Origin of the sequence: Fibrella aquatilis, from assembly GCF_017353255.1 — a bacterium.
Classification (GTDB): domain Bacteria; phylum Bacteroidota; class Bacteroidia; order Cytophagales; family Spirosomataceae; genus Fibrella; species Fibrella aquatilis.
Genome location: NZ_JAFMYU010000001.1, coordinates 69,796 through 91,224 on the forward strand (window position 1 = coordinate 69,796; position 21,429 = coordinate 91,224).

Annotated in this window: 10 protein-coding genes; 9 read left to right on the forward strand and 1 reads right to left on the reverse strand. The window is 57.3% G+C overall.

The annotated features are described in order from the left end of the window. Positions 1–36: 36 nt before the first annotated feature. Genes J2I48_RS00325 through J2I48_RS00335 form a run of 3 tightly spaced genes read left to right on the forward strand, consistent with a single transcriptional unit; the run spans position 37 to position 3,346 of the window. Positions 37–900 (forward strand): PP2C family protein-serine/threonine phosphatase, encoded by an 864-nt coding sequence (locus J2I48_RS00325; protein ID WP_207333387.1) that lies wholly within the window; start codon positions 37–39, stop codon positions 898–900. Next, positions 897–2,717, forward strand: a complete 1,821-nt coding sequence (locus tag J2I48_RS00330) for a serine/threonine-protein kinase (protein ID WP_207333388.1) — start codon at positions 897–899, stop codon at positions 2,715–2,717. The genes J2I48_RS00325 and J2I48_RS00330 overlap by 4 nt, the downstream gene beginning before the upstream one ends. A gap of 2 nt (positions 2,718–2,719) precedes the next feature. Beyond that, the gene (locus J2I48_RS00335; protein ID WP_207333389.1) at positions 2,720–3,346 is read left to right on the forward strand and encodes an outer membrane beta-barrel protein; all 627 of its coding nucleotides are present in this window, start codon (positions 2,720–2,722) and stop codon (positions 3,344–3,346) included. 120 nt (positions 3,347–3,466) lie between these two features. On the opposite strand, the gene J2I48_RS00340 is transcribed toward J2I48_RS00335, so the two are convergent. Next, positions 3,467–5,260 carry a pseudouridine synthase gene (locus J2I48_RS00340; protein WP_207333390.1) on the reverse strand — a complete coding sequence of 598 codons (1,794 nt, stop codon included), beginning with the start codon at positions 5,258–5,260 and terminating at the stop codon, positions 3,467–3,469. Positions 5,261–5,483: 223 nt separating this feature from the next. Between J2I48_RS00340 and J2I48_RS00345 the strand changes: the two genes are divergently transcribed. The 6 genes from J2I48_RS00345 (at position 5,484) to J2I48_RS00370 (ending at position 21,420) form a co-directional block, all read left to right on the forward strand. Continuing rightward, a complete protein-coding gene (locus tag J2I48_RS00345; protein WP_207333391.1) occupies positions 5,484–7,409 on the forward strand; it encodes a tetratricopeptide repeat-containing sensor histidine kinase in 1,926 nt (641 codons plus the stop codon). 84 nt (positions 7,410–7,493) lie between these two features. Continuing rightward, a complete protein-coding gene (locus tag J2I48_RS00350) occupies positions 7,494–8,132 on the forward strand; it encodes a response regulator transcription factor (RefSeq protein WP_207333392.1) in 639 nt (212 codons plus the stop codon). Positions 8,133–8,407: 275 nt separating this feature from the next. Further along, positions 8,408–10,159 (forward strand): TonB-dependent receptor, encoded by a 1,752-nt coding sequence (locus tag J2I48_RS00355; protein WP_207333393.1) that lies wholly within the window; start codon positions 8,408–8,410, stop codon positions 10,157–10,159. Continuing rightward, entirely contained in the window at positions 10,143–16,535 is a 6,393-nt protein-coding gene (locus tag J2I48_RS00360; protein WP_207333394.1) for a hypothetical protein, read from the forward strand. Before J2I48_RS00355 ends, J2I48_RS00360 begins: the two co-directional genes overlap by 17 nt. A gap of 21 nt (positions 16,536–16,556) precedes the next feature. Beyond that, positions 16,557–18,728: a fibronectin type III domain-containing protein gene (locus J2I48_RS00365; protein ID WP_207333395.1), complete on the forward strand. Its 2,172-nt coding sequence runs from the start codon at positions 16,557–16,559 to the stop codon at positions 18,726–18,728. Between the two features lie 40 nt (positions 18,729–18,768). After that, positions 18,769–21,420 (forward strand): fibronectin type III domain-containing protein, encoded by a 2,652-nt coding sequence (locus J2I48_RS00370; RefSeq protein ID WP_207333396.1) that lies wholly within the window; start codon positions 18,769–18,771, stop codon positions 21,418–21,420. Positions 21,421–21,429 lie beyond the last annotated feature (9 nt).

Consider the following 21,429-nt stretch of genomic DNA (forward strand, 5'->3'; position numbering starts at 1 on the left):
CAATCCGAAATCCCAAATCCGCAATCCAAAATCCCCATGTCTTTCTGGAGCTTCTTTCGACCAAAACCCATGCCTGATGAGGAGCCAATGGCCTCGGTGGGGGATGCCGATTTGCGGGCGGTGGTGCTGAGCGACGTGGGCTGCGTGCGGACCAACAACGAAGACGCCGCCCGGTTTATCCGCCCTACCGACGCCGACCTCCGCACCCGCCGTGGGTACCTGGCCATTGTGGCCGACGGCATGGGTGGTCATGCGGCCGGTGAGGTGGCTTCGGCGCTGGCCGTAGAGGTGGTGGCCAAGACCTACTATGAACAAAACGAAGCCCCCGACGATGCCCTCCACAAGGCGTTGTACAAGGCGAATCAGGCTATCTGGCAGGCGGCGTCGCAACGGTCGGCGCACCGCAACATGGGCACCACGTGTACCGCCGTGGCCCTCATCGACGACCGGTTCTGGCTGGCCCACGTGGGCGACAGCCGGTTGTACCACCTGAAAAACGGCGAGGCCATTGCCCTCACCGTCGACCATACGCAGGTACGGCAACTGCTTGATCAGCAAGTGATTACTGCTGAAGAAGCCCTGCGCCATCCCGACCGGAACGTGCTGACGCGGGCAATGGGTACCCACGCCACCGTCAGCATCGACCTGGCCGACAGTGTACACACGCTAGCCTACGGCGAACGGCTGCTGCTCTGTAGCGACGGCCTGTATGAATACATCTCGCCCGCCGAACTCGTCCGCTTTGGCATGGCTTCGACCCTCAGCGCCGATGCCCGCTACCTCATCGACCTGGCCAAGCTGCGGGGCGGGCACGACAACCTGACGGTAGTGCTGATCGAGCGCATGGACCGGCAACTGCTTGAGGCCAACCACCCCACAAAATCCATCGATACACCATGACTATTGGCCAGACCATTCTAAACTACCGCATTGAAGAACTCTTGGGCGAGGGCGGCATGGGCGTGGTGTTTCGGGCCAACGACGTCAGCCTGGGGCGGCCCGTGGCCCTAAAAGTACTGCACCGCCACCTGCTGTCGGACCAGGCTTTTCTGGAACGGTTCCGGCACGAGGCACAGACCCTGGCGCGGCTCAACCACCCGCAGATCACTAACCTCTACAGCTTTCAGCAGTACGACGGCTACTGGATTATGGTGATGGAATTTGTGGACGGGCAAACCCTCGATCAGTACGTGCGCCGCCACGGTCCCGTGCCCCTCAACAAGGCTGTCGACTGGCTCACGCAGGCGCTCAACGGGCTGCACCATGCCCACGAATGTGGCGTGTTGCACCGCGACGTGAAGCCCGCCAACTTCATGCTCACCACCAACGGGCGGGTGAAGCTGATGGACTTTGGTATCGCTAAGCGCTCTGACAGTCAAAGGCTTACCCGCGTGAATCATTTGATTGGTACGCTGGAATACATGGCACCCGAACTGCTGTTGGGGCAACCGCCCACGGTGGCCTCGGACCTGTATGCGGTGGGGGTGCTGCTGTATGAGCTGGTCACAGGTAAGGTGCCGTTTGAGGCTACGTCTGAACCCGCCCTGATCGACGCCATCACCAAGCAAAAGCGCATTCCCATCAGCCGGTATCAGCCCAATTTACCAGGTGAAGTAGGTACGCTGCTGCAACAACTGCTACACAAAAACCCCGCGCAGCGGCCCGCCTCGGCGCAGGCCTTGCAGACGGCCCTGCTGGCGCTACCCGCCCCGCGTGTGCCCAAGCCAACACCTGTGCCCGCCACCCGGCTGGTGGGGGCAAATGGGTCGTCGTGGTTGAGTAAGCTGCGGGGAGGAGCTGTTTTGGGGAAGGTAAATTGGCCCAACGGCAACTGGCTGGCGAGTGTATGGCAACAGGTGCGTACCACGGAAGGCCTGATTCTGCTGGCTTCGCTGGGGTTTGCAGCCGCCATTCTGAGCATAACGGTTTGGCCGACAACGCCCGATGAGAAGGAACCCGTAAAACCGTTGGGTGGCGAGCAGACCCTGGCTGAGAACACCCCAACGTCTGGCTCGGCCGGGCAGCAGGCAACGATCTTGCCAAAAGTAGTCGGCCCTCTGACCGATGATCCCCGAAACGTGGAGAAAAAGCCCGTTTCAACCGAAATACGGCCGATAGACCCCGAACCAGACAAACCAAAACCCGACGAGAAAACGCCGCCCGCCACCACCAAACCAACCGAAAAAGCCCCCGTTTCAGAAACCCGCAAACCCGCCGAGAGAGCCCCCGCCACGGGCCGAAAACGACTCAGTACAGAAACGACGTCGCCTAGATCGGAACCCGAACCACACACGAAAGAACCCGAGCCGGAACCCGAACCACCCCGCACCCCCGCCCGCCACGCCGAAGCCCGCTCTGTGACCATTCGGGGGGAAGACGTGCTGCTGGAATTGCTCGAAACCGTGTCGCCCGAAGGGGCCAAGGTGGGTGATGCCGTGCGGCTGCGCGTGGTGCGGGCCGTGGTAGTCGACGGCATTACGGTAGTGGAGGCAGGCGCGGCAGCCATGGCCACGGTGACCGACCGAAGCTGGTCGGAGAAGGGGCGTACGTTTCTGGAGATTACCCTCCGGCAAGTAGCCACGGCCGGGGGCGGCTGGATACCCATCAAATTCCCACCCATCAGCCGCAGCGGCAGCTCGTCGAACCCCGTCGACTTTCCGCGTGGCACCCGCATCGAAGCCCGACTGCGGAGCATGACCCTTACACTATCTCCCTGACAATGAATAAAGTATATCTCCTTTCGCTCTGCCTCCTTTCAATACTGACCAGGCCCACCCTGGCTCAAAACACGCTTTCGGTCCGGTCCGACACGGAGGGCCTGCAACTCACCGCCTTCGGTGGCCTCTCGAACTGGTCGTCCGATTATTTCAGCAACCTCGACGAGGCCGAGCCGTTAGGGTGGGGTGGGGGCTTGCAGGCGGGCTACGGTTTCACGCAGCGCATCAGCGTCTACCTGCGTTACGAAGGCTATTCGTTTAAACAGAAACTGGAGTGGGATACCTACCGGATGCGGAATTTCGGGCTGGGCGTACGCTGGCATTTCAGCGGCACCACCCAACCCCTGCGGCCCTACCTGGAGGCGGGCTATTCGAGCATGAGTTTGCTCATTGAGCCGGTATACTTCAACGGCCAACTCTACCCCTATAGCCTCACGGGCGGAGCCTTCACAGGCGGGGCGGGGTTGCAGGGCTTCATCACCCCCCGCTTCAGCCTCTCATTGGGCCTGACGGGTGCCTTCGGCTCATTCGGCACCTTCCAGATCAACAACCAGAGCACCAACGAAAAACCTGACGTCACCCAGATTAAAGTGGGCCTTGGGCTAAATTATTTCATCTCGTTGGATTGAAAAGCCAAGAGGTGAGAGCCAAGATGGCTGACGCATGGATATGCCTGCGTCAGCCATCTTGGCTCTTAGCTCTTGGCTCTCACCTCTTAGCTCTTAGCTCTTAGCTCTTACCTCTCTGCTCTACGACAAATACTTAAGCTTCACTACTTCTTTGGCTTCGAGGAAGCGCCACTTGCCGCGGGGTAGTTCTTTTTTGGTCAACCCGGCGAAAACGGTGCGGTCGAGCTTGGTGACCACATAGCCGAAGTGTTCGAACATGCGGCGCACGATGCGGTTGCGGCCTGAGTGAATTTCCACGCCAATCACCTGAGCGTCAGGCGTCACAATGGCCAGGTCGTCGGGTTTGATGAAGCCGTCTTCCAGTTCGACACCCGCCCGAATTGCCTCGAAATGCTCGTCGGTGATGGGCTTGTCGATCTCCACTTGATACACCTTCTTCACGTTGTTCGACGGATGCGTCAGCTTACCGGCCAGTTCGCCGTCATTGGTCATTAGCAGCAGACCCGTAGTGTTGCGGTCGAGGCGACCAACGGGATAGAGGCGGAACGGACCGGCATCGGCAATCAGGTCCATCACCGTTTCGCGGGCCTCGGGGTCTTCGGTGGTGGTGATGTAGTCTTTCGGCTTGTTTAGCAACAGGTAGACCATCTTTTCGGGGTTCAGCACTTTATTGCCATACTTCACCACGTCGCCGGGTTTCACGCGGTAGCCCATCTCGGTGATCACCGTACCGTTTACCTGCACATCGCCTTTGGCAATCAGCTCGTCGGCCTCGCGGCGTGAGCAGATACCGGCATTAGCAATGTAGCGGTTCAGGCGAATGGCGTTGGGGTCGCTCTCACGTTGCAGATTCCGGGCCACCTTCCGCGACTGCGGCAGGTTTTCCTTCATCCGATCCATGTTGTAGTTCGGCGCGGTTTTGTAGTGGCCCGTGCGGCGCTCGATGTGACGTTCGCCATTTTCGTCGGTGCGGGGACGCTCGTCGCGGTCATTACGGCGTGGTGCGCGGTCATACGAACCCGACGTACGCGGCCGTGGCTCACGCGGCGCGTCCCGGTCAAATGGTTTACGGTCATCGCGGTCGAACGAACGTGGTCCGGCAGTCCGGGGTTCACGCGGTGCGTCGCGATCAAAGGAACGTAGTTCGCGCGGTCCGTCGTTACGGGGGCGGTCGTTGCTGCGGCTGAATGGCCGGGCGGGGCGCTCGTCGCGGTTGTCGCGTGGCCGGTCGTTACGGGGGCTGACCTCCCGGTCGAACGAACGGGCCGGACGCTCATCACGACTATCCCGATCAAACGGCCGTGCCGGACGTTCGCCACGGGGCGCATCACGCGGTCCGTCGTTCCGGTCAAATGGCTTGCGTTCAAATGGCTTACGGTCATCGCGGTCAAAGGAACGCGGCTCACGCGGTCCGTCATTTCGTGGGGCGTCGCGATCAAAGGAACGTGGTCTATCGTCGCGGTTGAATGGCTTCCGCTCAAACGTAGACCGGTCGCCGTCGCGGGGACGGTCATCACGGTCGCGGTCAAATGAGCGTGGTCCGGCAGCCCGGGGTTTATCGCCCCAAGGTTTACGTGGCCCATCGGCACGGTCGCCACCAGCATAGGGTTTGCGTGGCCCGTCGGTACGGTCACCACCGGCGTATGGTTTACGCTCGCCATCGTAGGGCTTACGCTCGAATGGTTTGTGGGGCGCGTTGCCGCTGCCGCCCATATAGGGTTTGTAGGGTTTCCGCGGTCCGTCCGGTCCGCCGTTGCGGGGCTTGTCATAGCCGCCCTCGCGGGGGGCGTTGCTACGTGGACGGTCTGACCCACTCCGGTCATCGCGGTTATAGGCTGGGCGGGCATCATCGCGACGGCCACCTGAACGACCCTCACCATCACGGCGGTCGTTAGAATTCGAATTTCGTTTCATGGAAAAATGCAGTCTGCATCGGACTGCCTGTTTTTGCTTAACCCCGCTGACTATCAGCCGCTATAGGGAATGACCAAAGGTAAACGGGGCCGCAAAGATACGGCTTTTTTATGTCTTCAGTTTACTGTCTTTGGAAGGGAGTAAACTGAAGACAGGTTTTTCTCATGGCTCTTTTTTTAACGCGTCGATTTACTGTAATTCAGTGCGCTAAACGACTACCCATATGCGCTATAGCTTTATCCTGGTTATTACCACGCTGCTACTAAACGCAACAGTGGCCACGGCACAATCGGCATCACCGATAGACTCCCTGGAGGTGTATTTGCGTACGCACAGCCCAACCGATTCTGTCTACGTTCGGGCGATGGATAAGGTAATCATTGAGTATGTGTTCAAGAAAGCCGACTACAGCCGGGCCGATTCGCTGAGCCGACAAATGGCCGACGTGGCCAGCCGGATTGGTTTCTGGACGGGGTTGGTAGGTGCCTATCGAAATCGGGCAATCATTGCTCAGCTCAAGGCCGATAACAAACAGCTACTCCTGTTTAGCCAGAAAACCCTGGAAGTAGCCGAGCAACATGCCTTGCCACCCAAAACCATTTACGGGTCATTGTGTAACCTGGCAGTAGCCTATGACAAATCGGGGCAGCCTGAACAGGTATTACAAACGGCATTGCGTGCCATTCGCTACCAGGAGCAGCACCACATTACGCCCCGCTTCCCAATACCGCACCGCCTGATTGGGGGGGCGCTGGCAACAATGGGCCGTCTTCAGCAGGCCATTCCTTATTACAAAGAGGCCGGCGTGATTTTTCGTGAACTGGGCGACAAACGGGGTATTGCCATTTTTGAGTATCAACTTGGCGATTTTTATCGGGACTTGAAGCAACCAGCCGAAGCGCTGCGCCATCACCGGCAGGCACTGGCACTGGGCGAAGCATTGCAGTATGAGTTGCTACAGTTCGACGGCCTCAACGGTATAGCGAACGATTTGGTGGCCCTGAACCGCCCGGCAGAGGGGTTTGCCCCGGCCCGGCGGGCATTGGCGATTGTCCAGAAACAAAAAAATAAACTTGGTATCTGTACGGCCTACACCACGCTCGGCGATCTGTACCGGGGCCAGAAACAGTATGAGCAGGCGGCATCGTATTTCAAACAGGCGATTGAACTGGCGAATACAAACGGCTACAAAGACGAACTGAAAAAGGCGTCGCAACATTTGGCTGACCTGTATGGCGAGCAGAAGGATTTTCAACAGGCCTATGTGTATCAGCTTCAAAAAAACAACCTCGTCGATTCGGCAGCACAGGTTAACACGAATGCCGAAGTGCAACGACTCATAGCCCGGTACCAAGCAGACAAGAAAGAGGCACAGATCCGGCTGTTGCAACAGGAAAAACGGATTCAGCAGGAAGAAGCAGCCCGTAGTCGCTGGCAGCGCAACGCCCTGGTTCTGGGGGCAGGCCTGCTTCTGCTTCTGGGTGTGGCCATTGGTGCCTGGCTGCTGAACCGCGCCAAAGTACAGCGGCTGGAAGAGGCGCTGACGCTGCGCAAACAGATTGCCCATGACCTGCACGACGAAGTAGGCAGCACCCTGAGCAGTATCTCGCTGTTGAGTGGTCATACCAACATGCTGCTGAGCCAGAACAAACCCGAAACGGCTCAGCGAATGGTGCAGAAAATTTATACCGACGCCCGGCAGATTCTCGAATCTATCGACGAGATCATCTGGACGATCAACCCCGGCAACGACTCGCTGCACCGGGTGGCCATGCGGTTGCAGGAATACGCCCAGCCCCTGATGGAGTCGAAAAATATTCGGTTCTCGTCGGACATTTCGCCCCGACTGGCCGACGTTCCCGTGCCGATGGATATTCGCCGTAACCTGTATCTTATTGGTAAAGAGGCTATTAACAACCTCATTAAGTATTCGGAAGCTACCGAGGCCACCATCCGGTTCGACCATGTAGACGGGAAGCTGGCCGTGCAGATTGACGATAACGGGCAGGGGTTCGACCCGTCGAAGCCGTCGGTACGTACGGGTCAGGCCAGTATGCAGCAGCGGGCGCAGGCCATGGGAGGAACGCTCAACGTACAGTCGGCACCGGGCAAAGGCACCCAACTACGGCTCGAAGTAAGCCCGGCCTAGTCATACATTTATCCGATTGAGCTTCATGCTGTAAGCGGCTACATTTGGCCATTAAACCCCTGACTGCTACGGCCACACCAGACCATGATCCGCGTTGCTATTTTCGACGATAATGATTCCCTGCGCGAAACCCTCGCTATGGTTTTCGACGCTACCGACGACCTTATTGTGGTGGGTGACTACCCCGACGCGCTCAACGTAGTCGACCACGTGCAGCAGAACAAACCCGACGTGGTGCTGATGGACATCGACATGCCGGGCCGGTCGGGGATTGAGGCGGTGCGGCTGTTGCAGGTGCTGCCCCAGCCACCGCGTATTCTGATGCTCACCGTCCATGAAGAACCCGAAGCCGTTTTCGAGGCGGTGTCGGCAGGGGCGGTGGGGTATCTGCTTAAAAAAACCACCGCCGACCGCATCATCGATGCCCTCCGCGACGTGGCGGCGGGCGGGGCCGTAATGACCCCCACCATTGCCGCCAAACTACTCAGTACCTTCCAGAAACCGGCTGGCTCAGCCGTTCGCCCACCGGCGTTCGACCTCACCGATAAGGAGCACGAGGTACTCCGCCGGCTGGTAGAGGGCGACAGCTACAAACTCATTGCGGCGCACTGCCACATCAGCATGGGCACGGTACGCACGCACATCGTGAACATCTACCAGAAACTGCACGTCAACTCAAAATCGGAGGCCGTAGCGCGGGCCATGAAATCAGGGCAGTATTGAGTTGATTTAAAGCTGATGCTTCACTAAGCCGACTGAGCCAATTTAGTGATTTGCGGGCAACGTAGCTGTACGTAATCTGGTTACGCGATATGATACGTAGTTCTACGTGTCGCAGGTTTTATGTAAACTTTTTAGTGCATTGATAATCAATGGGTTATATGTAGATTGATGTGTGACCTTTCGATCATATCATACATTTATCCGATTGATAGGCAGGTGGTTGGTGGCGTAGCTTTGACCACGTCAACGGCGAATTCTTTCGTTGATGCCACACCATGAATCAAGCGCTATCCACGCTAATCTTCTCGTTACTCTGGGGGTCGGCCTGCCTGGTATTCGGGCAGGCTGCGCCACCGGAAAAAGCACCGTCGGTATTCTCGAAATACGTGAAGGTGTCGGGCGGGCTGAATGCCTATGCGGGTTTCTACACCGCCAGTGGGATTGCCGCCCGCAACCAGCCCGCACCTATTGGCCTAAGCGGGCAGGTGACCATTACCCTGCCGCAGGGCATCAGCATCCCGATTACGGCGGTGGTGGGTAACCAGGGCGCCAGCTACAGCGTCCGCCAGCCCTTCAACCAGTTTGGCATTTCGCCCACCTACAAATGGGCCACCGTCCACGCGGGCTACCGCAACGTCACGTTTTCGCCCTTTACGCTGGCGGGGCACACGTTTCTGGGTGGCGGCGTAGAACTGAACCCCGGTAAACTGCGCCTCGGTGCCATCTACGGGCGGTTCAACAACGCCATCTCCGGCACCCTCGCCGACGCCAACGTGCTGCCCAGCTATGGCCGCACCGGCTACGCCGTAAAGCTCGGCTATGGCAAGCCCGGTAACTACATCGACCTTACCATGCTCCGTGCCAAAGACGACTCGTCATCTATTGCCAGCCTGCCGCAGTCGGCCACGCAGACGGTGAAGCCCGCCGAAAACCTGGTGGTGGGTGTCACGTCGAGGTTGCTGATTGTCAAGTACTTCATAGTAGAGCTGGATGCCGCGCTGAGTGCCTACACCCGCGATCTGCGGGCGGGCGAGGTGGCGGCAGAGGGGAGCAACCCGGTGGTGCGGCTGTTCGGTAGATTCTACACGCCGCGCCTCAGCACCCAGCTCACGCAGGCCGTGCAGGCGTCTATCGGCTACCGCGACACCTGGGGCGGACTGAAGCTGCAATACAAGCGCATCGACCCGAACTTCCAGACCATGGGTGCTTACTACTTCCAGTCGGATATCCAGAGCTACGCCATTGCGCCGTCGGTGAATTTGCTCGAAAACAAGCTTCGGCTGTCGGGTAGTTATGGCGTACAGTTCGATAACCTGGCCAACTCGCGAAACGTGCGTACGGGGCGGTCAATCGGTTCATTGCTAGTGAGTTATAACCCTGCTACCAAGTTTGGTTTCGACCTGCAACTAAGCAACTACGGCATCAGTCAGCAGGCGGGGTTGCGGCCCGTGATCGACACGCTACGGCTGGCGCAGAACAACCTCTCGGCCACGGCCAATTTGCGGTACACGCTTCAGAAAGAAGACGTCGTGCAGAGCTTTAATCTGACCACCACCTACCAGCAACTCAGCGACCTGAATCAGCGCACGGCGGCGCAGACGGAAAACAAAAACCTGAACGCTAACCTCAGCTATTTCTACCAGCAGACCACCACCGGCTGGGGCTTCACGGGTATGCTGACCTACACCCAGACTAACCTGCCCGTGGCTGCCACCCTCGGCCTGCCCGACAGCACCGGTATTCCCAAAGCGGGCGACGGTATTGTGCGTTTTTACGGCCCCACAGTGGGGGCTAACCAGGCTTTTTTCGACAAGAAGCTCAACACCGCGTTCAACGCCAGCTACCTGATAAACAAGCAGTTGGGTGTAACGGGTAGGGTGTTAACGGCCTCATTGACAGGTAATTACCAGCTGGCTAAGCGCCAGACGCTTAACGCGTCGCTCTATTACCTGAACACCGATACGGGCATCACTGCCCAAAAATTCAACGAACTCAGAGGCAACCTTGGCTATGGCATCTCTTTTTAAAAGCAACAAACCTATAAGGTTTCTTTTCCAACCTTATAGGTTTATAATACTCCTCTTCGCGGCAAATTTTGCCCACGCCCAAAACGACGTGCAGATCACCATCAGCGTGCTGCCGCCTTATAGTGCCTACATCCAGGACTATGCCGGGGCGGGCAAGCAGGTGCAGATTTTTGTGCGCAACACCACCACAGCGCGCCTCAACGTGCGCCTACAGGGCAGCGTCACGGGCGACAATGGCGTGGTGATTCAGACCGTGCCCAACTACCGTCCGCCCGTGCCGCTGACGCTGGAGCCGCTGCAAAACCGGCTGCTGAACTACGCTGACCTGTCAGGGCTATTTGACCTGAATCAGCTTGACGTTCAGGGTGTTGACCGCAACAATCTGTACAAAGGGCTGCCCTTGCCAGAGGGAAGCTACCAGCTATGCATCCGGGCGTTTGATAACGCCACAAGTCGGCCCCTTTCGCCGGAGAATCCGCTGGGGTGTTCGCCGCCTTTTCCGATCAAGGCCGTGGAGCCGCCGATTCTAATTGCCCCACTCTGCGACAACGAGGTGCAGCCGCTAACCCCGCAGAACCTGATCTTCACCTGGACACCCCCCATCGGTGTGTCGCCCGCGATGGTCGACTACACGTTGCGGATTGTGGAACTGCCACAGATAGACGTAGACCCGAACGTGTTTATCGACGCCGTGGTGCTGCCCAAATCAGGGCTGGAGGTCAAAAATTTGCGGACCAGTACGTTTTTATACTCGGTGGTGCATCCGCCACTGGTGGTGGGTAAACGTTACGCCTGGCGCGTGCAGTCCCGTGACCTCAGTGGGCGTACCAACTTTCTGAACGACGGTAAGTCTCCGGTTTGCCTGTTTACTTATGGTAAAGACCTGCCTGCCGACGTGTTTAAGCCTGGCTACGAACTGGTACAGACACCTGTGGTACCCAAGACCACTAACGTCAGCATCGCGCCCGCCAATACGCCACCCGCCGCAGCAACGGCCATTGCCAGCAAGGTGCAGCCTCAGCAGGTAGCCGAGGGCAAGATGATCTGTAAAGCGGTTGAGTTGCCTGATAGTAAAAATTCGCAGAGCGGCTCGCTGAACGGCAAAACAATCAAACTCGGCGAATATGACCTGACCATCAATCAGGCCGCGTTTAGCAAAGAGGGCTATACGGGCGATGGGCGCGTGAACTGGAACAACGTGCCGATTAAGGTTACCTTCTCGAAACTGAAGGTAAACGGCCAAAATCAGGTGTTTGATGGCACGGTGGTGTCGGATAACAAAGGCCCGAAACTACCCAACGTGTCGCTGGGGCAACTACCTTCTTATGCCAACCTGCCTAACAATTATTTCGATCAGGTTCAGACGAAACTCGACGATGCCATTGCGCAGGCCAAGCAGGCCGGTTCAGTACCGCTGCCACTTAAGTATGATGGTAAGCTGGGCAAAATTGGTGTCAATCAGATGCAGTTTAGCCCGGTTGGTGCTCAGATGGACATGGTGCTGGGCGTGGCTATCCCCGGTGCCCCGTCTAACAAGTCGATGCTGTTGCTGGCAACCACAAACGTTTGTATCCGTCCGCAGCAGAAGGTACCTACCACCGGCACCGTTTACCTGGTGAGTGATTTTGCGCTGCCCATTCCGGGTGCCAGCCAGACGTTTACGTTTAAGAAAAGCGACCCAAACAGTGGTACGCCGGGAGGCACCTACGCCAAAATCACCAACGGCGATTTCGATAAAATCCACGCCGTGCTCGACCTGAATTTGGGCGGGACCCTCCTGAAATTGGATGATGGGCAGGGTGGCACCAAACCAGGTGACGTAGTAGCTACGCTCACCGCCGATTTTGTGAAGTGGCAGGATTGGGTGGGAGCCGTGACGCTGCCCTCGTTTCAACTGCCCGGCATCAGTGGCGTAACGTTCACCGGCAACGACGTCATCTACGATCACTCTGACCTAACCAACCCCGACAATTTCACCCTGCCTGCCGAATACAAAGGCGAAAAGGGACCGACGTTTCAGGGTATTTTCTTTAAAAAAGTTACGGTCGAACTGCCCAAATCATTTAAGAACAACCCGCGTATTGCGGTGGGTGTGAACGGCGGCATCGTCGACAACAGCGGGTTTACGGGGTTGATCGCCGCTGCCAGCAAACCCATTCTGGACTACAACAAAGCCGCTATTGCCGGGTTCGGCTTCGGTATTGACGATTTCCAGTGGACAATTGTGCAGAACAGCAACCGGGGGGGCAACATCCTGGGCAAGCTCCAGTTCCCGATCAGCACCGATGCCTTCAGCTATAGTTGCAACCTGTCGGGCGGGTTCGATGCCATCCAGTTTACGGCTTCGCCCAAAGACGGCTACGACGTACCGCTGTTTGCGGCGTTGATGGACCTGAACGCCAACACGACTATCAGCGTGACGTACAAATCCGGTCAGGACCTGAAGGTGAGCATGAAGGTGTGCGGCAAGGTGAGCATCAACGTGAAGAAGTTTGCGGGCAATGGCACTGTCGGGAAAATCATAGACGGCATCGTACCGAAGCTGTGCTTTCAGGACTTTCTACTCACCAACATGGCGGCAGCGAACGTAACAGCCATTGGCGGTTCGGGACTATATGCCAGCGCGGGCACCTGGAAGCTGGATACCGACTGTGCTAAGGCGAGTGACTTCGGTCCATCGTCGGGTGGTAAAGCGCCTAAAAATGGCGGTGGTCCCTGGTCGCCCGACGACGACATGGCCATGTGGCTGGCCCCCGACGAGGCCAAGCCCACCCTGGCCGGTTTCCCGCTCGACTTCGACCCGCCCTCGTTTGTGAATACCAAGGAGGGGACTGGCGTGCGGCTGGGGGTTGGGCTGCACCTGGGCGAGGCCAAAGATGACAACAGCTTCGTGCAGGCGCATGGTTCGGTCGATATTCTGGGCACCATTACTAAAGGAGACCGGTTTGTGCCCAGCTATGCCGGTACGTATCCGCGCAGCCTGAGCATCAACGGATCGGTGGGGCCGTTGACCGTCAGTGGCGGACTGGATTTCATCAAATCGAATACCACCTACGGCGATGGCATCAAAGGCCGGGCGGAGGTCAAGATTCCAGGCTTCGACGTGAAACTCAAGATGATGATGCTCTTCGGCAACGTGAACGGCTACAAATACGGATTTGTGGATGGCAGCGCGCAGTTTCCGGGCATACCCATTGTGGGACCGGTGCTGCTTACGGGCCTGGGCGGCGGAATGCACTACAACATGACTATGATGGTCAATGGGGTGGATGCCACCAGCACGCCCGATCAGGTAACGAAACTCGCCAAAACGAGCAATGATCTGAAAACAGAACCCGCCATTGACCTGCTAAACCCCGGCCAAACCATGTCGGGGGCTTCATTTACGCCGAAACAGGGCGGCTGGGGTTTCACGGCCAAAGTATACGCGGGCCTGGCCGACCCCCACGTGTTCAACTCCAGCCTGGCCATGAGCATCGACTTTGCGGGGGGTACCCTCGGCGGTATCAATCTGCACGGCAACGCCAACGTCATCAGTACGTCTGGCGATGGCGACGGCTCCGACGGCGTGGTTCATGCGACGATGGATGTAACCTACGCCCAAAGCCAATTCGATGCGGGTCTGTCCGTACAGGCTAAGTTCCTAACCGCCACTGTTGAAATTCCCTTCTCGATGCACGTCGCCTCTAAAAGCGACTGGTGTGTCAAACTGGGCGACCCCAACCCGGCCAATAAGCGTATATCGGTCACGCTGTTCGATCTGAACGCGGGTCCAGTGTCAGTTTTTTTGAAAGGCGAAGCCTATCTGGCGGCCGGTATTGGACCCAGTTTGGGTGGGCTGCCACCCGTGCCGAAGGTGGTGTCTGATTTCCTTCAAACGGGCGAAAATACCCTTTCTGAAGCAAAATCGGCTTATAATGCCCGTAAGATGCCCAATCTGGCACCCGTTGGCGGGAGTTATAAGCTGCTATTCGGTGCGGCCATCACGGGCGGGCTGAAGGTAGACGTGGAGCCGTTCCGCCTGTCAGGGAATGCAACGGTGGGTTTCGACGTAGCGGTGATGAAAGATCAGTCGTGTGGCGAAGACCCCACCGTCAAACCGGTGGGCATTAGTGGCTGGTATGGTATGGGGCAGGCGTTTGCCCACGTCGGGGCCAAGATTGAGTTGTATGTCGATACGTGGTTTTTTTCGGGGTCGCTTACACTGATGAAGTTGCAGGCGGGTGCCTTGTTCAAAGCGGGCCTGCCCAACCCCAACTGGGCAGATGGCCGCGTGAAGGTGGCTGGCGAAGTACTCGACGGGCTGATTTCGGTGGAAACGACGCAGGATTTTGCCTTCGGCGAGAAGTGTACGCCCGTCTATACCGGCGACCCGCTCAAAGACATCGAGATCATTTCTCAAATCACGCCTGAAGAGGGCACCACCGACGTATCGACGTTGCCCACGATGGCGGTGGCGTTCAACATGCCCATGAACAAGACGTTCGAGATTTACCTCAACGACGACGACATCCGGTACTATAAGTTTATGGCCAGTACACCGGCTGTAACGGTAAAACCAACCAAAGGGTCAAAGACCACGCTGACCGATCTGACGCCCCTGAAATGGTCGCCCGATTATCGGTCATGCACCCTGTCGGCGAAGTCCTACCAGCCGTCGTTGGCGACCATTCAGCTTACCCAGTCAGTCACGATCAAAGAACTGGTGGGCGGAAAATATGGTAGCCCGCAAGACCCCCTCAACGTGGATACGGGCAAACGCGAAGCTCGCAGTCAGCTGAAAAGCGCCAGTTTCACGCTAGGCAAGCAGCCCGAAACGGTTCCGCTGGAGACCATCACGAAGACGTGGCCGATCAACGGGCAGCAGTATTTTTTGAAGGGACATCAGCCAACGGGTATGCTGGAGGCCACCGTGCTGAAAGGACTGGAGTGCATTGTGCCGGGGCCTGACCAGCAACTAACGGCCCGTTTTAGAGGAGCCGATGGGTCGCAGCTTGCATCGCCGATCACCTACGACGGCGACAAAACGCTCACGTTTGCCATACCGACCAACCTGAAGAACGAGCAGCCGTATACGCTGGAGATGAGTATGCAGGCCAAGAGCAAAAGTAGCGCACCATCGGGTGCGTTGGCGACCTCTAGCTACGTGACGATGGCCCAAAGCCCAAAGCTGCAACTATACCGTACTACGCTGAACGTCAATGCTGTGCAGGCGCTGGCAGCCGCCAACGAGGCGAATCAGGCCAAAATTGTCTTCAGTCTCGGTTTCGGAACGAGCAAGCACAACACCTTCGCCGAGAAGCTAAATGCGCTGAACCTGAAAGCCACCGACTACAAGGGTGATCAGGAAATTTTTATTAAACCGGCGACGGAATTGTACGAACGCTTCGACAAGATCGACCTCTTCAACAATTCCATTTACCCCAACTTCACGTCGGCCCGGCTGCTGAATTACGCCACGCCGTTTGGTAACACGCCCTACGATAACGAGGTACGGACCATGATCTACGACAAGATGAAGATCCTGGCCGAGGACGGCACCGGCACCTACAATGCCTATGATCCATACAACCCGCAAAGCGACGATTTCAAACTGTCGTCGCTGGCTCAACTGCAAACTGGAAGCGACCCCTACGACCGGGACGTGTACAGCGACCCTAACGGCATTTCGAGCGTTGGGGGGGCACCGCAGCGGGTTTTATTACTGAACCTGACAAAGGCGACTTATAACCCGTTTGGTACACCGATGAGCTGGCGGTTTGTCCGCGATAAACTGGCCTACTGGGATCTGGTAGCTCTCAGTGGCATTATGCAGGCATTGGTGAAGCTCAACAATGCTGATGTGAGGGGCGGGAAACAGTATAGCTCCGACAAAGGCATGAGCGATCAGGCATATCTAACCAAATACTACCACGACCCTAACGCCGAGTCGTGCGGTATATACACCCCAATCTACTCCAAACCGGCCTACATCGATGGCAACGGAAAGAACCAGCCTGCCAGCAGTTGGCCTAATCCGAATTATAAGATGATCGATGGCGTGACCTACGATGGCTCTGGCCGGATTATCGCCAGTTCGCCTTATTCGACGCTGATAATCAACGAGTTCAAGGGTGGATTCTACCGCAAGCAGCAGTACTGGAAATTCGCGGAAGACAATTACTATAAAGTGGAAGGCTACACCGATAACAAGGGCGTAGACCATTACGGCGGGCCTGAGCGGGGTAAAAACTCACCCATTACGGTGGTGTTCAGCTACGGCCCCGGTGGGTCGGTGAAGAGCACAACCAAAACCATTACGATAGGGTCGATCAACGACCCCACGCTCCTTCAGGTGTTCATGCAACCCGTTTTTTATCCGTTCAATTTCAACTAACTGCCTTGAGCTACACAGGTTATGTCTACGATTCGACACTGTTTTCTGATTGGCCTGTTGACTGCACTGTTGGGGCTGGCAGGTCGCGCCGTTGGGCAACCCACCCGCCCGCGAGCCACGGCCCCCCATAGTGTGACGGTAGAGCCACCCCACTTGTTTATCAACGCATTCAACTACGGTGATTCCATCGTGTTACGCTGGAACGTTGACCGGGGCGCTTTCTGGCTGGCCGGGAACAAACGCGGCTATGTACTCGAACGGATCGAATACGCCGGTACGCAGTTGGCCCCGGTACGGAAACGGGTGCGTTTGGCGACCATTCGGCCCTGGTCGCTCGATTCGATGAAGCAACACTTGGCCCGGAACGACCGTTTTGTGGCGATTGCCGCCCAAATCCTGCACGGGAAACTCAATACGAAACCCAATAAGGGCGCGATGGCCGGTTTTTACCAGACCTACGAACGGCAGCAGGGGCAGTTCCTCACGGCGGCGATGGCGGCTGAATTTTCGGCGGGTGCAGCCACGGCCCTCGGTTTGCGCTGGGTGGACCGAACGATTAATAATAACGCCGCCCGCTACGAGTACCGCCTCTGGATGAACCCCGGCCTTAAACCCCGACCTACCGACCTGAAAGACACCGCCACTGTTGTGGTATCGCCGCGTATTGTAACGGCGCTGGCCGCTCCGCAGGTTGTTGGTGTCGATGCGGGTGATAGTGTACTGACCATCAAGTGGTTAAAGCAGAGTAACATGGGTACGTATTCGGGTTATTACATAGAACGGAGCACCGACGGCAAGACCTTCAAACGGCTAAATGACGTGCCCTATGTGGCCTCGAAGCGCGACACCGCCACCCTCGAATCTGGCGAACCGCTTAACCCGAACGAGGTTACGTACCTCGATTCGGTGCGGGTCAATTACCGAAAATTATATTACCGTATCATCGGCATCAACAGCTTTGCCGACCTCAGCCCGGTCTCGAAAGTGATTGTGGGCAGTGGGCGCGACCTGACCCCGCCCCGCCCACCCATCGACATTCGGAAGAAAGTAGAAGATAACCGTCGCATTGTGCTGACGTGGACATTACCAAAACCGGCTCCCGACCTGAAAGGCTTTTATATAGGGCAGTCCAACGAGTATGGAGGGCCATATAAACCCCTGATGAAAACGCTGCTGCCCTCCTCGGCCCGCACCTTCGTCAACGACAAGCCGGTGCCGTATCTGGGTAAATATTACGTCGTAGCCGTGGTGGACACTGCAGGTAATACCGCCTTCAGCTACCCCGTTGCTGCCCTCATAGATGACAAAACCCCGCCTGCTGCCCCTAAAAGGCTAACGGCAAAAGTAGACACCAACGGCATCGTCACACTGCGCTGGCCCGCCAGTACCGAACCCGACGCGCTGGGCTATAAGTTGTATCGTTCTTATCAACGCAACAACGAGTATTACCAGCAGCGCACCTGCGACATCCTGACCGATAGTGCATTTGTAGATACGTTGCCGCTTCGTACCCTGACCCGGCAGGCGTATTATAAACTGGTGGCGGTCGATTTGAGCAACAACCATTCGCTGTTTTCTGAGCCAATCGTTGTTGATATTCCCGACAAAGTGCCACCGGCCACCCCCGTCATCAAGAACGCGGTGGTGTTAAACAGCGGCATTCAGCTAACGCTGATTCCGAGCCTGAGCGAAGACGTAACAAAACACACGCTATACCGGCGTGAACAGGGCAGCGGCTGGCAACCCATCCGCACCATTCCGGGAAATCCGCAAGGGATCATTACGCACTTCGACAGTACGCTGACGCATCAGCAAACCTACGAATATAGCCTTATTGCCACTGATGGGGGCGGTCGTCAGTCCGAGCGGTCGTTTGTGGTTACGGCTCACTATGTCAACCTCACAAAGTTGAACGCGCCTACACCTGCGCAGGTACGGGCCGTATATGATCCAGGGCAGAAGGGTATTGTATTAAGCTGGAAAACAGGCGATTACGATGGGCCAGTGCAATTTATGATCTATCGGGGCGTGAATCGGGAAGGGCCGCTGCAATACCAGTTGGTCGACCAGGCTAACCGCTTTGTAGACCACGATTTGCCCGAAGCCGGGACCTATACGTATGCCGTCCAGCTTATTGCGCCGAACCGAAAGTCGGCACTTAGTCAACCGGCGCAGATAACCTATAAACCATAGTTCGTTGTCACGCACAACCCGTGTTTACCACATCAACACCATGAACCGAATCCGAACCCTGCTTGCGCTCACCTACCTGCTAATGCTGATAATCAGTAGCTCAGGTACGCTGTGGGCGCAGTCTAACGCGCCTACGAGCCTGACGGTCAACGTGACCTATGGTGGGTCGATCTGTTTGCAATGGAAACCCAACATCACGGCGGCTACGGTCTACGAGGTGGAACGGTCTACAAACGGGCGTAGCGGTTCGTTTAGCAAAGTTGGCGAGTCGGCGGCGGTGGCGGGTGGCACCCTGGCGGTGGGCAACTACTGCGACGAAAACCTGCTCTCCAACACCACCTATTACTACCAGGTACGGGGCAAAACCGGCAGCACATTTACGGGCTACTCGAATACGGCAAGTGGCACTACCAAAGGCTCGCCCCCCACGCCCGCCGCTCCCACGCTGTCGGAGATAACGGCCAGCACCATTCGGGCAACTTGGAACACGCAGCTTTCCACGACCTATGAGCTGGAGATGCAATCGGCGGGTGGCTCGTGGCGGTTGATCAACACACAGGCGTCGGGGCGCAACGCCAGCCTTACGTTCAAGAGCGATGGGTTAACCGGGGGGACAAACTACTGCTTCCGGGTGCGGGCCAAAGACCCGCAGGCAGGCACGTCGGGCTATTCGCCCAATGCCTGCCAGACTACGCCGCTGCTGCCCACCAACATCAAAAATTTTGGCGCCAATGCCAATGGCAGCACCAATTCGATTAAGCTGACCTGGACGGGCTATGGCAAAGAATCGGGCATCACCATCGAGCGCCGGACGGGCCAGAACGGGGCCTGGGATAAGTCGATTAATACCCTTGCCGACGGTGGCGAGTTTACCGATACGGGCCTGCCATCGGGTACCGAATACTGCTACCGGATACAGGAGAGCGGCCATGAGGCATCAGAAACGAAGTGCGCTACCACCGCCCAACTGGTTGCCAGTCCGCCTACCAACCTGAAAGCTACGCCCGTTTCTACAAGCCGCATGGACCTGAGCTGGACGGCCAGTACGTCTACGTTCGGCACGGGCTATCTGGTGGAAGCCAGACAGCAGGGGGGAAACTACAGCCAGATTGCCGACCTGAACGGCATTACCACTACGACTTTTTCGCACACGGGTCTGGCGGCCAACACCCAGTACTGCTACCGGGTGAGGACCAAATACAACACCCCGTCGGACTATTGCCCCGAAGTTTGCAACACCACGCAGACGCCCGCGCCAACGGCCCCGGCCAAGCCTACTAACCTGCAGGCCAAGGCCCAGTCGAGCACGGAGATTAAGCTGACCTGGACCGACAACAGCACCAACGAAACGCGCTTTGAACTGCAACGTTCGCCCATCGGTAACGACCCCTGGGAGAACGTCGATAATAACATTGGTCCCAACACGCAGGAAAAAACGGACGGAGGCCGCAACCCCTCTACGCGCTACTACTACCGAATCCGGGCGGTGCTGGTACTGGCTACAGCTACACTCAACAGCGACTGGTCGGATGTGGCCAATGACATTACGCAGGCCCCGCCTGTGACTGCCCCGTCGGCCCCATCGGGGCTGGTGATAACGGCCCTGTCTAGTACGGAAATCAAACTGGCGTGGACCGATAACAGCACCAATGAAAGCGGCTTCGAGATTGAGCAGAGTGATACGCAGACCAGCACTTTTACAAACATCAAGACGACTGGTGCTGATACCAAAGAATTCATAGTCAGTGGATTGCAGCCAAGCAGGAACTATTGTTTCCAGGTGCGCGCCATTAACGGGGCGGGGAAATCGGCGTATGCCGGTCCGGCCTGCGCCACCACCCAGCCCCCGCCCATTACTACGCCCGCTGCCCCCACGGCGTTCGTGACAACTGCGGCCTCTACTTCCGTCGTCAACCTGTCGTGGATGGACAAAAGCGACAACGAAACGGGCTTTGAACTGCAATGGAACACCACCGGCAACGACCCTTGGACGAGCCTACCCACCCAGACCAGCAACGTAACTACGTTTGTGCATACCGGCCTGACCGCCAACACCCGATACTACTACCGACTGCGGGCCGTAAACTCCGCCAAACAATCAGACTGGGTGACGACCAATACCCTCACGCCCAACCTGCCCGTGCCCAGTACTAGCGTCGATTTGAAAGCACAACTGGCTGACTATGACCGTGTTTTGTTGATCTGGGGTCCCATTGGTAACGGCCCCACGAGCATCCTAGTAGAACGGTCGACCAGCCCCACGAGTGGGTTTGCGTCGGTGACGCAACTGGCGGGTACGGCCACGCAGTATACCGACAAAGACCTGGCCGAGAAGACCACCTACTACTACCGCATCCGGGCGGTGAACATGTACGGCCCGTCGGGCAATAGCAACGTAGAGACCGTGACCACGCCCGAAACGATCATTGCCGTACGTCGCCAACCCCTGCCCGAAGGCGTGACTGCCTACGTGACGAATCAAACGCTGATGCTGACCCTTAATTGGAGCTATTTCCAGGAAACCACCCTGCACCTGGTTAGTATGACCGGCCGCGACCTGCTCACCGACCAGTGCCGGTCTAACGGCGGTACGCAGTTTCAATACGACGTTGCCCATCTCCCCACCGGGATCTACATCCTCTCGCTCGATACCGCCACCACCCGTTATACCAAGAAGTTATGGATACCTTAAAAAGAATGT

Coding starts and splice junctions, on each gene's coding strand:
- J2I48_RS00325 (WP_207333387.1), top strand. CDS start 37: ATGTCTTTCTGGAGCTTCTTTCGACCAAAACCCATGCCTGATGAGGAG.
- J2I48_RS00330 (WP_207333388.1), top strand. CDS start 897: ATGACTATTGGCCAGACCATTCTAAACTACCGCATTGAAGAACTCTTG.
- J2I48_RS00335 (WP_207333389.1), top strand. CDS start 2,720: ATGAATAAAGTATATCTCCTTTCGCTCTGCCTCCTTTCAATACTGACC.
- J2I48_RS00340 (WP_207333390.1), bottom strand. CDS start 5,260: ATGAAACGAAATTCGAATTCTAACGACCGCCGTGATGGTGAGGGTCGT.
- J2I48_RS00345 (WP_207333391.1), top strand. CDS start 5,484: ATGCGCTATAGCTTTATCCTGGTTATTACCACGCTGCTACTAAACGCA.
- J2I48_RS00350 (WP_207333392.1), top strand. CDS start 7,494: ATGATCCGCGTTGCTATTTTCGACGATAATGATTCCCTGCGCGAAACC.
- J2I48_RS00355 (WP_207333393.1), top strand. CDS start 8,408: ATGAATCAAGCGCTATCCACGCTAATCTTCTCGTTACTCTGGGGGTCG.
- J2I48_RS00360 (WP_207333394.1), top strand. CDS start 10,143: ATGGCATCTCTTTTTAAAAGCAACAAACCTATAAGGTTTCTTTTCCAA.
- J2I48_RS00365 (WP_207333395.1), top strand. CDS start 16,557: ATGTCTACGATTCGACACTGTTTTCTGATTGGCCTGTTGACTGCACTG.
- J2I48_RS00370 (WP_207333396.1), top strand. CDS start 18,769: ATGAACCGAATCCGAACCCTGCTTGCGCTCACCTACCTGCTAATGCTG.